Source organism: Marinobacter koreensis (assembly GCF_023156285.1).
Classification (GTDB): domain Bacteria; phylum Pseudomonadota; class Gammaproteobacteria; order Pseudomonadales; family Oleiphilaceae; genus Marinobacter; species Marinobacter koreensis.
In genome coordinates, this window is record NZ_JAKZAJ010000003.1 from 80,275 (window position 1) to 94,344 (window position 14,070).

Sequence of the window (14,070 nt, forward strand, 5' to 3'; positions counted from 1 at the left end):
ATGCATATCAGTATAAGGGTATGTGCGTCTTTTGATCAGACAGTGATCTCACTATAAAAATAATAAGTACAAGAAGTATGAAAAAAACCATTTGTCGGAACAGGTAGAAGCTCTGATAGGGAGTAAGGGATATGTTGATTTTGACTCGCCGCGTTGGCGAAACCTTGATGATCGGTGATGAAATCACCGTCACCGTTCTTGGGGTGAAGGGAAACCAGGTACGCATCGGCGTGAATGCGCCCAAGGACGTTGCAGTTCACAGGGAAGAGATCTATCAGCGGATCCAGTCTGAAAAGGGCTCGGAAGAGCCGGAACCAGGCAACCGCTGATCAGAAAAAAGCCGTTCAGGGAAAGCCCGAACGGCTTTTTTTATTTCCGGGCAAATCGTCCCGGAAAAATCTTGTGTCAACCCTATGAAAACAGAAAAATTATGGTAGTATACGCCCCGTTCTCAAGGAGAGGTGGGTGAGTGGCTGAAACCAGTTCCCTGCTAAGGAACCATACGCATTGCGCGTATCGAGGGTTCGAATCCCTCCCTCTCCGCCATTTCCTTTTCGGGAAAAGCAGAGAACCGTTGAGGTAGCACTCGACAGGCAAGTGATTAATGCGCGGCTGTAGCTCAGCTGGATAGAGTACCTGGCTACGAACCAGGCGGTCGGAGGTTCGAATCCTCCCAGCCGCGCCACTTCCCGACACTTGCGACCGATTTCAAGCGGCTGTAGCTCAGCTGGATAGAGTACCTGGCTACGAACCAGGCGGTCGGAGGTTCGAATCCTCCCAGCCGCGCCATATCAAATAAAGAACCCCGCCAAGCGCGGGGTTTTTTATTATTCGCACAGAAAAGCCCCGATCCGTTGCCGGACCGGGGCTTTATTGCTGCCGAGCTTTGCCTTTTCTATTACATTTTCGTGTCGTGTTGGCCGTGTAACTGACCACGAATGGCGCCGGCAGGATGCTCCGGATTGTGCACGTTGATGTAAAAGTCGTCGGGATTCGCGAGAATCCGCTGCACAATTCCGGCCTCTCCAGTCGGAAACTTCCCTTTTTCGCCTTCAGTCAGGCAATCCGCCGCATCACCATCCTCAGGGCCTGCCAGCACGGCAACGGGTGATCCATTCATGCCTTTCCTGGCCTCGTGAATGTGCGCCGCCATTCCTTCCTTGACTGGAACGGTCTGTATATCCTCAACCTCAAGGACATAGCACAGCGTTTTCGGATCACCATCAATACCGAACACGTAGGCTTCGCCCATTCCGTTCCTATCACCTTCGGTACCCACCATCTGGCTTCCGTCGAGTTTTGCTTTCAGGACATGGTTTGTGTGTCCTGCAAAGGAAGGCGAGGAGAATCCGATAATACAAAAAGCGATGCCCAGCGATTTTGCGATTGTTCCATTCATTGTCTTTCTCCTGAATCTTGTGGTCATTGTCTTTTTTTGCGACAGGTCGCCTAGGGTATTCGGCGCAGCGCAGCAGAAAGTTGCACTTTGCATGGAAAAAAATTTGAGAAAGGTCAAAACGTGGACACGGGTTCGGTGGCTTACTAACTTTAAATGGGGATTTCTCCCGCGCCCCCTGATTAGTCCTGTCTTTGCTTATCTATTCCCGGCATGAGGGTTCCCACGTCCATGGAACGCACCAAAACCGATGATTATGGGCAGTTAACCCTGGACCAGACGCTCGAGCGCCTTGGCTCGGACGGCACCACGGGATTGACCGATGCGGTGGTCCGGGAACGCCTGGAAACCGTCGGCTTCAACGAAATTGTGGAGAAAGAAGAATCCGTCTGGCATCGGGTTTTCCGTCGATTCTGGGGGCCCATTCCATGGATGATCGAGATCGCGGCCATATTGTCCGCGATGGTGGGGAAGTGGGAAGACTTCGGCATCATCCTCGTTATGCTGCTGGTAAATGCCTTCCTGGATTTTTTCCAGGAACACCGGGCCCTGAATGCCCTCAAGGCGCTCAAGAAGGGGCTGGCGGGAAAGGTGCCGGTGCTGAGGGATGGCGAATACCATTCCGTGCCGGTTCGAGAACTGGTGCCGGGCGACATCATACGCCTGAAGATTGGAAGCGTGGTCCCGGCCGATGTCCAGCTTTTGAAGGGCGACTATCTCCTGGTGGACCAGGCGGCTCTGACCGGAGAGTCGCTTCCGGTCAGTAAAAAGGCCCGGGAAGTGGCCTACGCCAATACCATCGTCAAGCAGGGCGAGATGGAAGCGGTGGTGGTCAATACCGGGATGCACACCAACTTCTCCAATGTCGTGTCGCTCGTGGCCAGGGCCGGTATCAAAGAGCGCAGTCATTTCCAGAAGATGGTGATGCAGATCGGCAATTTCCTGATCATGGTCTCCCTGGCACTTGTGCTGTTGATTGTCATGGTCTCCCTGTTCAGGCATGAACCGCTGCTGGAGATTGCCCGCTTTGCGCTGGTTCTGACTGTGGCCGCCATTCCGGTGGCGTTGCCCGCGGTATTGTCTGTCACCCTGGCGGTGGGGGCGGTAAATCTGGCCCGACGAAAAGCGATTGTGTCCCATCTGACCGCGATTGAAGAATTGGCGGGGGTGGATGTGTTCTGTTCGGACAAAACCGGGACGCTCACCCAGAACCAGATGCAGGTGAAGGATCCTGTCGCGTTCAGTGGTTTCACTGAACAGGAACTGTTTGTGTTTGCGGCGCTGGCCTCCCGACGGGAAAACCAGGACCCGATTGAATCTCCGATTTTTCAGTGGCTGGAGGAGCACGGCAGCGAATCCGACTGGCACTCGTGGAAACAGGCGTCGTTCACACCCTTTGACCCGATCAGCAAGCGCACAGAAGCCAGCGTTGAGAGAGGGGGCGAACAGTTCGTTGTGACCAAGGGGGCGACCCAGGTGTTGCTGGGGATGACGGAACTCGATGAATCGAAGACCCGGGAAATCAATCAGCGGGTCGATGAGCTGGCTGCCAAGGGCTATCGAACACTTGCGGTAGGGCGGCGACAGGGAGAGGCGCCTCTGAAGCTCCTGGGCTTGATTCCGCTTTACGATCCGCCGCGGGATGATTCGAAAGACGTCATTGCGGAAATGGAGAATTACGGGGTTCAGGTCAAGATGGTTACCGGCGACAACCTCGCCATTGCCCGCGAAATTGGCGGTCTGTTGGGGCTCCAGCAACGCACGATTCGCTCTTCCCAGTTGTCCGGTGCTGCCAGCAACGAGTTGCTGGAGCTGGCCGAAGTGCTTACCCGGGTGATCTACCGCAGGCTGAAAGGGGACGTGGCCGAAAAAGAAGCCCGCCGGTTTGCCAGTGAGGTAATGGAAGAGGTGGCAACGCTGTACGACACCCGTGTCCTCGAGCGTGAATTCATCCATACCCATGAGTCCGCCATCATCGAAATGATCGAGGAGGTGGATATCTTTGCGGAGGTGGTGCCGGAAGATAAGTACCGCATTATCGATACGCTACAGAAAGGCGATCACATCGTGGCCATGACGGGCGATGGCGTTAATGATGCACCGGCCCTTAAAAAGGCGGATTGCGGATTTGCTGTCTCCAATGCCACAGATGCGGCCCGGGCTGCAGCCGATATCATTTTGACGGCGCCCGGGCTCTCCGTAATCAACGACGCGTTGCGCCAGGCCAGAATTACCTTCGCGAGGATGAAGAGTTACGCCACGTTCCGCATTGCTGAGACAATACGGATCATTCTGTTTATGACACTGTCCATCATCGTCTTCAATTTTTACCCCATCACGGCGCTGATGATCATCCTCCTGGCGTTGCTCAACGATATTCCCATCCTGGCCATCGCCTATGACAACACGCGCGTCCACCAAAAGCCCGTGCGGTGGAACATGCGGGAATTGCTGACGGTATCCATGGTCCTGGGCGTTTTCGGCGTTCTGGCCTCCTTCCTGCTGTTCTTTATCCTTCGGGAGCAGGGATTCTCCGACGATGTCATTCGCAGCATGCTTTTCCTCAAGTTGATCGTCGCCGGACACAGTACGCTCTACGTTACCCGCTCGGAGGGTTGGTTCTGGGAACGCCCTCTACCGGCGCCTCTGCTGCTGGTCGCTACCTTCGGAACGGAGATTCTGGGTACGTTCATCGCGGTCTACGGCATTTTTATCGACCCGATCGGCTGGGCCTATGCGCTGGCGATCTGGGGCTATGCTCTGGTGTGGTTTCTGGTCAATGATGCAGTCAAGGTGTTCACCTACCGGATGCTGCGGCGAGAGGGAGCGTTGGCTTAGGCCCGCGATCGTACCTTCGCAAATTTTTAAACAGGGGAATGATCCATGAAGATTTCTTTTCACGGTGCCGATCTCGGAGTTACGGGATCCTGCCATCTGGTGCAATGCGGCGATACACGAATTCTGATCGACTGTGGCATGTACCAGGGCGGACATGATCTTGAGGAGGAAAATCAGGCGCCTCTGGGGTTCGACCCTTCCACCATCGACTACCTGCTCCTGACCCATGCCCATCTGGACCACTGCGGCCGGATTCCATTGCTGTTCAACCGGGGCTTTCGTGGCGAGATCATTACCACCTCGGCCAGTCGGGAGCTCGCCAAACTGGTGATGCTGGACAGTGCCCACCTGCAGGAAGAAGAAGCGGAATGGCAGGCCCGCAAACATGCTCGCCATGGCAAGAAAGGGAAGAAAATCAAACCGCTTTATACGGTTCTGGATACCCTCAACAGCCTGGACCATTTTGGACGGACGGCATCCTATGGTCAGGCCCTGACACTGGACGGTGGACTCAAGGCCACGTTTTACGATGCCGGACACATCCTGGGGTCGGCATCGGTGCTGCTGGAGCTGGAGGAGGACGGGTATTCCAGGCGGGTGCTTTTCTCCGGAGACCTGGGTTACAACGATCGCATTATTCTCCGGGATCCTGCGCCCCCATCGCCGGTAGACGTTGTGGTAATGGAGACCACCTACGGTGACCGCCTGCACAAGAGCCTCCAGCCCTCCATCGAAGAGTTGTACCAGGCGATCAACGATACCTTCAAACGCGGTGGTAACGTGGTTATTCCTACCTTCGCCCTGGAACGCGCCCAGGAGATTCTTTACTACCTTCGGGAGGGTATCCAGAGCGGCGCGCTGTCCAGCTCGATGCAGGTCTTCCTGGATTCTCCCATGGCCATTTCGGCCACAGAGATCTTCCGCCGTCACCCCGAATGTTACGACGAACAGGCCTGCGAGCTTTTCCGTAATGGCGATGATCCATTTGATTTCCCGGGTCTTCATTTTACCCGTCAGACCGCCGAATCCATGGCGCTGAACCGTATTGGCGGCGGCGCCGTGATACTTGCCGGTTCCGGGATGTGCACAGGTGGGCGGGTCAGGCACCACCTGAAGCACAATCTCTGGCGGGAGGACAGCAGTGTGATATTTGTGGGGTATGCGGCCCAGGGCACGCCAGCGAGGCGTATTGTGGACGGTGCGAGCGAGATCCGGATGTTTGGCGAAGACATCCAGGTGCGTGCCAGAATCCATACCATCGGCGGGTTCTCTGCCCATGCCGACCGCGATGAGTTGCTGGCGTGGCATCAGAAGCTCGGCAATCCCGAGCTGACATTCCTGGTGCACGGCGAGGAAGACGCGATGAATACCTTTGCCGGTCAACTGAATAATACCAAAGTGATCATGCCGGGTTTGCACGAAGAATTTTCCATCTAGGCCAGGGAGACAACCATGGCGGGATCTGACACAAGAGCCGGGAATGCCCCCAATCCGCTCACAGATAGAGAGCTGGCAGGGATGGATGCCTACTGGCGGGCAGCCAACTATCTGTCTATCGGCCAGATCTACCTCCTCGATAATCCTTTGCTGGAGGAACCGCTGAAGCTCTCCCACACCAAGCCCCGCCTGTTGGGACACTGGGGCACCGCGCCGGGCCTGAATCTCATCTATGTGCATCTGAACCGGGTGATCAAGGCCCGGGATCTGAACATGATCTACATAACCGGCCCGGGCCATGGTGCCCCCGGGATCCTTGCGAACACCTACCTGGAGGGCACCTATTCCGAGATCTATCCCAGCGTCAGTGCGGACCGGCAGGGTCTGACCAGACTGTTCCGGCAGTTCTCATTTCCGGGGGGCATTCCCAGCCACACCGCGCCGGAAACGCCCGGATCCATTCACGAGGGCGGTGAACTGGGGTATTCCCTGAGTCATGCCTTCGGCGCCGCGTTCGATAACCCGGATCTGATCGTTGCCTGCGTCGTCGGTGACGGAGAAGCCGAGACCGGGCCGGCCGCGACGGCCTGGCACTCCAACAAATTCCTGAATCCCGCCAGCGATGGAGCGGTGCTACCGATCCTTCATCTGAACGGATACAAGATTGCCAACCCGACGGTTCTGGCCCGAATCGGTGATCGGGAGCTGCTCGCCCTGTTTGAGGGCTATGGTTACGAACCCTTGTTGGTGGACGGGGATGATCCGCTGGTTGTGCATCAGGCCATGGCGCAGACGGTCGACTACGCACTGGACCGCATTCGAACGATTCAGGAAGAGGCCCGATCAGGGCGTGCATCGGCCCGCCCCACCTGGCCCATGATCATTCTGCGGACGCCCAAAGGCTGGACCTGCCCGCCAGACGTCGATGGTCTGAAGCTGGAGGGCTACTGGCGGGCCCACCAGGTGCCCTTTGCCGAGCTCGCGAGCAAGCCAGAACACCTGAAACTGCTGGAACAATGGATGAAGAGTTACCGGCCCGAGGAGCTGTTCGACCAAAACGGAAGCCTCAGGCCCGAGCTGGCGGAACTGGCACCGAAAGGGTTGCGACGAATGGGAGCCAATCCTCACGCCAACGGCGGGCTCCTGATGCAGAGCCTGCAGCTGCCGGATTACGCTGACTACGCGATGACAGTACCGCTGCCCGGAGCGGTGATGGGAGAGGCAACGCGTCGGCTAGGTGATTTTTTGCGGGATGTAATGCATGCAAACCGGGCCCGGGGGAACTTTCGTGTCTTTGGTCCGGATGAAACGGTTTCCAATCGACTGGGCGCCATTCTGGAAGCAACCGACCGGACCTGGGAGGCGGACCGTTTCGATTACGATGATCACCTGTCGCCCGATGGCCGGGTGATGGAAATACTCTCCGAACACACCTGTCAGGGCTGGTTGGAGGGGTATCTTCTGACCGGTCGCCACGGCTTCTTCTCCTGCTACGAGGCGTTTATCCACATCGTGGATTCGATGTTCAACCAACACGCCAAATGGCTGAAGGTGAGCAAGGAAATCCCCTGGCGTCGTCCGATCGCGTCGCTCAACATTCTGCTGACGTCCCATGTGTGGCGCCAGGACCACAACGGTTTTTCCCACCAGGATCCGGGGTTTATCGATCATGTGGTCAACAAGAAGGCGAGCATTGTCCGGGTATACCTGCCGCCGGACGCCAATTCACTGCTCTATATTGCCGACCAGTGCCTGCGTAGTCGGGACAAGGTCAATGTCATTATCGCGGGCAAACAACCGAATCCGCAGTGGTTGGATATGGATGCGGCCATCAATCACTGTCGGGCCGGTATCGGCATCTGGGAATGGGCCAGCAACGACCAGGGAAGCGAGCCGGATGTCGTCATGGCCTGCGCCGGTGACGTACCGACCATAGAAACCCTGGCGGCGGTGGAAATCCTCAATGAGCATCTTCCGGATCTGAAAGTCCGGTTAATCAATGTGGTAGACCTGATGACACTCCAGCCAAGGGAGGAACACCCGGTCGGATTGTCGGCCCGGGATTTCGACACCCTGTTCACCACAGACCGACCGATCATCTTCGCGTTTCACGGCTACCCCTGGCTCATTCACCGACTGTGCTATCGGCGTACCAATCATGACAACCTTCATGTCCGCGGTTACAAGGAAGAGGGGACAACCACTACCCCGTTCGACATGGCGGTGCTGAATGATCTTGACCGCTTTCACCTGGTGATGGATGTGGTTGATCGGGTTCCGTCGTTGGGTGCCAGCGGAGCCTATCTCAAACAGCGTATGAGGGACCGGCTCACCGAGCACAAGCGTTATATAGAGCGGGTAGGGCAGGACATGCCGGATATCCGGGACTGGAAATGGACGGGGCGTCAGGCGCCGTCCTAAAGCCGGGCTTGCGCCAAATCAACTTTGACTGCTCAAAATTTGCGCACATCGAGCCTCGCTGCCTATTCTGAAAGATGCCAGTAGCTGACGCGGAACGGGAGGTCCGGGTAATTTTTGACCGGCGCCAGCTCCATTAACCGGAGGCGGCTCGGCCGAGAAATCCCAATGTCAGAGGAGCAGCGAGATGAGTGCGGGAAATGATCCCGGTCCTGGCGGCGATCGTCATGACCGCCTGATACAGGAAGAGATTCACGATCCCTACCAGGCCAGGGGTAAGCTGTCTGAGCCCACGGTCTGTCCGGGATGCGGTGCCATTTTCCACAAGGGCCGGTGGCAATGGAAAGTGGATTACATAGGCGATGCTGACGAGGTGATGTGTCCGGCTTGCAAGCGAATTGAGGACAATATGCCGGCGGGCATCCTTACGTTAAGCGGAGGCTTTCTCGATGGCCACAAGGAAGAAATTCTCAAGCTGGTTCAGCACAAGGTAGAGGAAGAGAAGGCCGGGCACCCTCTCAAACGACTCATGGCCGTTGAAGATGGACCAGAGGGAGACGTGGTTCTGACGTTTACCGATACGCACCTGCCCAGAGGTACCGGGCAGGCCATCGAGCGGGCCTACGACGGCAATCTCGACATCCAGTACACCAAAGAATCCAATCTGGTCCGGGTGTACTGGCGCCGGGATTGACGGGCGATCGTTACAGACGGAATCGCGAAACCAGTTTCTGGAGCTCGCTGCCCAGCGCTGCGAGCTCTGAACTGGAGCCGGCCGTTTCGTTCGCCGACGTTGCCGACTGTTCCGTCACATCCCGTATCCGGGTGACATTGTGGCTGATTTCCTCGGCGACCGAGGTCTGTTCTTCCGAGGCCGTTGCGATCTGATTGTTGTATTGCTGGATTTCCTCCACCGCGCGAGTGATGCGTGCGATGGTGTCACCCGTGGCCGACGCCCGCGTCAGGGTGTCTGATGCCAGGTTCGCACTGGATTCCATCGCCGAAACGGAATTGCCGGCGCTGCTCTGAAGTGAAGTAACCAGAGTCTCGATTTCCTGGGCGGATGTCTGTGTTCGCTGGGCAAGTGACCTTACTTCGTCCGCCACGACCGCAAAGCCGCGCCCCTGTTCACCGGCTCGGGCTGCCTCAATGGCGGCATTCAGAGCCAGAAGGTTGGTCTGTTCAGCGACAGATTTGATCACGTCCAGCACGGTTCCGATGTTGGAGGTTTCCTGCTGGAGCCCCTGGATGGTTTCCATGCTCTGATTGACCGCCTGGGTCAGCCGGTTCACCTGGTCGATGGTGTCTTTGACTTCCCGCTCGCCGTCGCCGGCCTGGTTGGACGCTTCCGACGCGACGCTGAAGGCCTGCTCCGCGTTCCGGGCGATGTCGGCAGAGGTGGCCGTCATCTCGTTCATCGCGGTGGCGACCTGATCGGTTTCCTGCTTTTGTTGGTCGATGCCGCTGCTGGTCCGGGCGGTAACTCTTGATAGCTGCTCGGCGGAGGATGCGATGTTCGTGGCGCCGGTTTCAATGCTCCGGATCAGCTCCCGCAGACCCACCACCATGGTTGACAGGGCGGCCAGCAGTTTTCCGATTTCGTCGGTTCTCCGGTTGTCGATGTGAACGGACAGATTGCCGGATGCCACTTCCGATGCAATGGAAACGGCCTGATTAATGGGGGCGGTGATCGCGCGGATGATGAGATAGGCCATTGCGGCCCCCAGTAGCAGTGCCAGGGCTGTCGTACTGAAAATCAGCAGTGTTGCTTCACTGCGTTCGGAGGCCATCATCTCGACCTGGTTTTCTCTCAGACGATTGGCGGAGCCGATCGCGCCCGTCACCGTATCCACCATCTGATTGGAAAGTTCTTCACCGGACTGGAACAAGCCGACAACGGTCTTGAATTCGTTGATGTAATCGTCGATGGCTTTGGTGACTTTTGCCTTGTCCTCGGCGGACAGGGCGGCGGACTTGAGGGGTTCCTTGATTCGTTCCGAGTCTCCCTGGAAGGCTTTTACGCTGTCCTGATCGTGCTCGACCAGGAACTTCCTTTCGGATCGGCGAAGATCTCCGAACATGGCCGATGCGAAAAACAGTGAGCTGTGCGCTTTGAGGGAGGACTCGGCGATCCGCGCCTTGGTTTCGAGACGACCCAGTGCCGCCTCCCGCTCGGCGAGGTTGGTTTTTACCTTGCCCAGAAGGGTCTGATACTGGTGGACGTTTTTCTCGATTCCATCCAGCGTGTCGAGTTCTTCGGCAACCGATAGCAGGGGCTCGATCTGGCCGGTTACGGCAAGTACCGCGTCACCCTTTGCCTGCGCCTTCTTTACAGCGTCGGCTTCGCTGGTCAGCAGGAAGTTTTTCTCTTCGACCCTCGCTTCGGTCAGCCTCGTATTCACCTGTCCGAGCATGGCAACGATGTTCGACCGGGTGCTGTAGCTTTCCAGCGCACGATTGCCGACAACGCCAACCACAATGGTCAGTACCAGCAACACCGCAAACCCACCTGCGAGCTTGGAGCGAATGGTCAAATTGTTGAGCAGGTTTGGAAGACTCATGGTGCGCCCTTGATTTCCTTGAACAAAACCGATGCTGACGTGCCAGGGAGGTTGAAGCAGATCAACGAACTATCCTGATACGAAAAGCGGCATTCTGTTTATTATTGATGCCTATATTAAGGCCTGAATTTGTGAAAAATTCCAGTGGTTTAAGGTAACAGATGATTTCACGGGTTTCTCGAAGTGACACGCCCGAAAAAATTAAAGCACAAAAATAAAATCAGTTTGTTTGATCTGTTGACCCGGTTGTTTCGAAACCTGAAATCAGATCGAGCAGCTCCGACGTGATGAGCGATTGCCGCACCCGACGGAAATTCATGGTGACATCCTCCAGTCGTTCGTCCAGGGCCCGTTCTGCCGACTGCATGGCAACAAGCCGACTGGCATGTTCACTCGCCTGGGACTCAGCACAGGCACGGAACAGCAGCACGAAAAGATATTGATCCAGCAGTCGCTGAAACAGGGTCTGCCGGTTCATGGTGTAGGTCGGGAGCGAACGGGAGGGCCAGCGCTCCTCCTCCAGGCGATGAAATCTCTGGAGGTTAACCGGGAGCAGTTCAACGCCGATCGGATGGTAACCCGACCGTTTCAGTGGGTGGTTGTAGAACAGGTAGACATAGTGAACATTCCCGGCTTCACGCCAGTCGTCGATGGTCATCAGGATGCGTTCGACCAAACTGGTGATCTGGGCCGCGGAAGCGGGTACCGGCATCACCTCATCAATGCCTTCTCCCGCGTCCTCCAGGTTTTCTGCGACCCGTGCGCCAATCGCCAGAATCTGTCGATGGGTACTGTCTGCGGGAATGGCTCCCATCCGCTCCGTGGCATACAGGGCGATGTCTTCATTGAATCGACCGCACAGCCCGTGATCGGACCCGAAAATGATGGCACCCAGCCTGTTTGCGGTTCTGGGCCGAGGCGAATTGAAACTGGCGGGATCATAGTCTTTGAGCAGAATGTGAAGCCCCATCTCGATGGTCCGGTAATAGCCGTCGAGGGCGCCAACGGCCTGATCGTACTGATGGATGTTGGCGGCTGAGAGGGCCTTCATGGTTTTCACAATGCCGTGAAGGTCCTCGAGGTTGTCCATTTTCCTGTGCAGGTACTCCAGCGTTTCCATGGTTTTGGTCCGATCAGGAGGGCAGTGTGGTCAGGCCGGTGGATATGTCGTCAAGGAGCTGTCGTGACTGTTCCTCGTCGAGGGGCTTGCCGCTATCGATGTGGGCGCAGAGCTCGGGCAGTCTCTCGAGCAATCCGCGTCGGATCCATTCTTCCGCGTCGGCCAGGTCTTCCAGTGGCAGGCTATCGAAAAGGCCCGCATTCACGGCAGTGAGGATGCCCACCTGTTCGCTGGTCCGAAGGGGCTGGTGCTCAGTCTGTTTGAGAACTTCCCGAACCCTCCGGCCCCGTTCAATGGTGTCCCTGGTTTCCGGGTCCAGCCGGGTTGAGAATCGGGCGAAGGTTTCCAGCTCCTCGAATTGGGAATAGGCGAGGCGAAGGTCGCTGGCAACGTTCCGGAGGGCCGGATGCTGGGTTTTGCCGCCCACCCTGGAGACGGATTTACCAATGTTGATGGCGGGCAGCAAGCCTTTCTGGAAGAGCGTCGGGGACAGGTAGATCTGGCCATCGGTAATCGAGATGAGATTGGTGGGGATGTAGGCCGAAATGTCCTGGGCCTGGGTCTCGATGATGGGCAGTGCCGTCAGGGAGCCGCCGCCGTATTCGGCACGCATGTGCGTGCTGCGTTCAAGCAGACGCGAGTGGATGTAGAAAATGTCGCCGGGGTAGGCCTCCCTTCCGGGTGGGCGGCGCAAGAGCAGGGACAGTTCCCGGTAGGCACGGGCGTGGCGGGTCAGATCGTCATAGACAATGAGAACATCGCGCCCCTGTTCCATGAAATATTCGGCCATGGTTGTGGCCGCATAGGGGGTGATGTATCGGAGCCCGGCCGGGTCTTCATCGGAAGCAACGACGACAATGGTATGGTCCAGCGCATCGTGCTGGCGTAGTGTTTCGATCACTTTCGCAACGGATGTGCCGCGTTGTCCAACGGCACAGTACAGGCAGATAACGCCTTTGTCTCGCTGATTGATAATGGTGTCAATGGCGATGGACGTCTTGCCAGTCTGCCGATCGCCAAGAAGCAGTTCCCGTTGCCCTCGACCTATGGGAATAAGGGCATCAATCGGCTTGAGACCGGTTTCCAGCGGGACGGTCACCGGTGCGCGTTCAATGATTTCCGGAGCTGCCCGTTCAATCGGTCGACGTTCGTGGACCTCCAGTGGTTTGCCCCCATCAAGTACTTTTCCCGTTGCGTCCAGAATCCGGCCGAGCAGGCCATCGCCTACGGGTGTGTCGGCCTCCCGGCCTGTTGCGGTCACGCGCACACCAGCGCCCAGTTGTTCGCTTTCGCCAAGGAGAATGACACCGACCTCATCGGGTTCCAGATTGATTGCGACGCCCAGCACGCCCCCGGGGAATGCCACCAGCTCTTCCGAAGAAATGCTCGCCAGTCCCTGAACGCGTGCAATACCGCCACCGACCTGAAGAACCGTTCCGGTTTCCTGGCAGATCAGCGTTGGCTGCTTCTGCTGGAGTTCCTGCCGGACTGTCAACATGGTATCCGACAGCATCTGGTTTAACGGGCCATCATGCTTCATCGGATTGGGTCTCTAACGGTTCGAAAGCCTTGTCTATGCGCGTCGTCAATTGATTCAGGTAGTCGGACAGGTTCCAGGCAATCCGGAGTCCCCCGCCAATCAGTTCGATGCCGCAGATGAGGTCCGCGTTGCGGGCATAATTGACGGCCACAGCGGAGCCGACCTGCTCGTGAATTGTCCGGGTCAGTGCGCTGCGGACAGAGGAGCTGAGCTCAAAGGCGCTGTTAATGACGATGGCGTCTTTCGAGTTTCGTAGGGCCTCCCGGAGTTCCTGCTGGAGATGATGGATCTGGCGGGCCAGCGAGTGAGCCATCTTTTCTTCCAGCGTCTCATCCGCCAGATCTCGAAGCGCATTGCGGGCGATCAAATCGACCACCTCAAGCGTCTGTGTTCGCAATCCATCGATGAAGGCGGACTTCTCTTCTGAGACTTCGCGCATCCAGTTGGTCCGGGCCCGAGCCGTTTCCTCCCGTGCTTCGTCAAGCAACTGGCTTCGGGTCTGTCGTGCCGACTGGCGCGCCTCTTCGAGCAGTTCCTCGCGCTTGGCTTCCAGTTCGGCAATTCGGTTCTGGTAAGCGTCCCGTTCGCTTTCAGCAAGCTGCTCCCGCTGTACTGCATCATCAACCCGGTTCCGTATGCTTTGCTCACGCCGGTCCATGGCACGAATGACCGGCTGGTAGAGAAAGCGTTTAAGCAGCCAGACCAGTACAAGAAAATTAACGACCTGTGCGGAGACCGTTATCCAGTCAATGTCCATGAA

General features: G+C 57.1%; 10 protein-coding genes and 3 tRNA genes. 8 read left to right on the forward strand and 5 right to left on the reverse strand.

Annotated features, from left to right (window positions below; translation table 11 throughout):
- Window positions 1-131: 131 nt before the first annotated feature.
- The 4 genes from csrA to MLD04_RS08640 all read left to right on the forward strand — a co-directional run bounded on the left by csrA (window position 132) and on the right by MLD04_RS08640 (window position 789).
- Complete coding sequence (csrA, locus tag MLD04_RS08625) at window positions 132-329, forward strand: carbon storage regulator CsrA (RefSeq protein ID WP_092002912.1); 198 nt, start codon at window positions 132-134, stop codon at window positions 327-329.
- A gap of 126 nt (window positions 330-455) precedes the next feature.
- A tRNA-Ser gene (locus MLD04_RS08630) sits at window positions 456-546 on the forward strand.
- Between the two features lie 62 nt (window positions 547-608).
- Window positions 609-685, forward strand: a tRNA-Arg gene (locus MLD04_RS08635).
- A gap of 27 nt (window positions 686-712) precedes the next feature.
- Window positions 713-789 (forward strand) — tRNA-Arg (locus MLD04_RS08640).
- 109 nt (window positions 790-898) lie between these two features.
- Here the strand turns inward: MLD04_RS08640 and MLD04_RS08645 are convergent.
- Entirely contained in the window at window positions 899-1,516 is a 618-nt protein-coding gene (locus MLD04_RS08645; protein ID WP_248157058.1) for a CHRD domain-containing protein, read from the reverse strand.
- A gap of 111 nt (window positions 1,517-1,627) precedes the next feature.
- Here MLD04_RS08645 and MLD04_RS08650 point away from each other — a divergent pair, with 111 nt between their 5' ends.
- The 4 genes from MLD04_RS08650 (at window position 1,628) to MLD04_RS08665 (ending at window position 8,783) form a co-directional block, all read left to right on the forward strand.
- Entirely contained in the window at window positions 1,628-4,234 is a 2,607-nt protein-coding gene (locus MLD04_RS08650; RefSeq protein ID WP_248157060.1) for a plasma-membrane proton-efflux P-type ATPase, read from the forward strand.
- A 45-nt stretch (window positions 4,235-4,279) separates the two neighbouring features.
- The gene (locus MLD04_RS08655; protein WP_248157062.1) at window positions 4,280-5,671 is read left to right on the forward strand and encodes an MBL fold metallo-hydrolase RNA specificity domain-containing protein; all 1,392 of its coding nucleotides are present in this window, start codon (window positions 4,280-4,282) and stop codon (window positions 5,669-5,671) included.
- 15 nt (window positions 5,672-5,686) lie between these two features.
- Window positions 5,687-8,092, forward strand: coding sequence for a phosphoketolase family protein (locus MLD04_RS08660; protein ID WP_248157064.1), 2,406 nt, complete (start codon window positions 5,687-5,689; stop codon window positions 8,090-8,092).
- A 184-nt stretch (window positions 8,093-8,276) separates the two neighbouring features.
- A complete protein-coding gene (locus tag MLD04_RS08665) occupies window positions 8,277-8,783 on the forward strand; it encodes a BCAM0308 family protein (protein ID WP_248157066.1) in 507 nt (168 codons plus the stop codon).
- A gap of 10 nt (window positions 8,784-8,793) precedes the next feature.
- Here the strand turns inward: MLD04_RS08665 and MLD04_RS08670 are convergent, their stop codons facing one another.
- The 4 genes from MLD04_RS08670 to MLD04_RS08685 form a co-directional block, all read right to left on the reverse strand.
- Window positions 8,794-10,650 carry a HAMP domain-containing methyl-accepting chemotaxis protein gene (locus MLD04_RS08670; protein ID WP_248157067.1) on the reverse strand — a complete coding sequence of 619 codons (1,857 nt, stop codon included), beginning with the start codon at window positions 10,648-10,650 and terminating at the stop codon, window positions 8,794-8,796.
- A gap of 220 nt (window positions 10,651-10,870) precedes the next feature.
- Window positions 10,871-11,770, reverse strand: a complete 900-nt coding sequence (locus MLD04_RS08675; RefSeq protein ID WP_248157068.1) for a F0F1 ATP synthase subunit gamma — start codon at window positions 11,768-11,770, stop codon at window positions 10,871-10,873.
- A 13-nt stretch (window positions 11,771-11,783) separates the two neighbouring features.
- Window positions 11,784-13,310, reverse strand: coding sequence for an alternate F1F0 ATPase, F1 subunit alpha (locus MLD04_RS08680; protein ID WP_282451825.1), 1,527 nt, complete (start codon window positions 13,308-13,310; stop codon window positions 11,784-11,786).
- Window positions 13,300-14,067: a F0F1 ATP synthase subunit B family protein gene (locus MLD04_RS08685; protein WP_248157069.1), complete on the reverse strand. Its 768-nt coding sequence runs from the start codon at window positions 14,065-14,067 to the stop codon at window positions 13,300-13,302. Before MLD04_RS08685 ends, MLD04_RS08680 begins: the two co-directional genes overlap by 11 nt.
- Window positions 14,068-14,070: the final 3 nt, after the last annotated feature.

What these genes read in the sequence shown, in the direction of transcription:
- csrA (WP_092002912.1), top strand. Translation starts at nt 132, where the DNA reads ATGTTGATTTTGACTCGCCGCGTTGGCGAAACCTTGATGATCGGTGAT.
- MLD04_RS08650 (WP_248157060.1), top strand. Translation starts at nt 1,628, where the DNA reads ATGGAACGCACCAAAACCGATGATTATGGGCAGTTAACCCTGGACCAG.
- MLD04_RS08655 (WP_248157062.1), top strand. Translation starts at nt 4,280, where the DNA reads ATGAAGATTTCTTTTCACGGTGCCGATCTCGGAGTTACGGGATCCTGC.
- MLD04_RS08660 (WP_248157064.1), top strand. Translation starts at nt 5,687, where the DNA reads ATGGCGGGATCTGACACAAGAGCCGGGAATGCCCCCAATCCGCTCACA.
- MLD04_RS08665 (WP_248157066.1), top strand. Translation starts at nt 8,277, where the DNA reads ATGAGTGCGGGAAATGATCCCGGTCCTGGCGGCGATCGTCATGACCGC.
- MLD04_RS08670 (WP_248157067.1), bottom strand. Translation starts at nt 10,650, where the DNA reads ATGAGTCTTCCAAACCTGCTCAACAATTTGACCATTCGCTCCAAGCTC.
- MLD04_RS08675 (WP_248157068.1), bottom strand. Translation starts at nt 11,770, where the DNA reads ATGGAAACGCTGGAGTACCTGCACAGGAAAATGGACAACCTCGAGGAC.
- MLD04_RS08680 (WP_282451825.1), bottom strand. Translation starts at nt 13,310, where the DNA reads ATGAAGCATGATGGCCCGTTAAACCAGATGCTGTCGGATACCATGTTG.
- MLD04_RS08685 (WP_248157069.1), bottom strand. Translation starts at nt 14,067, where the DNA reads ATGGACATTGACTGGATAACGGTCTCCGCACAGGTCGTTAATTTTCTT.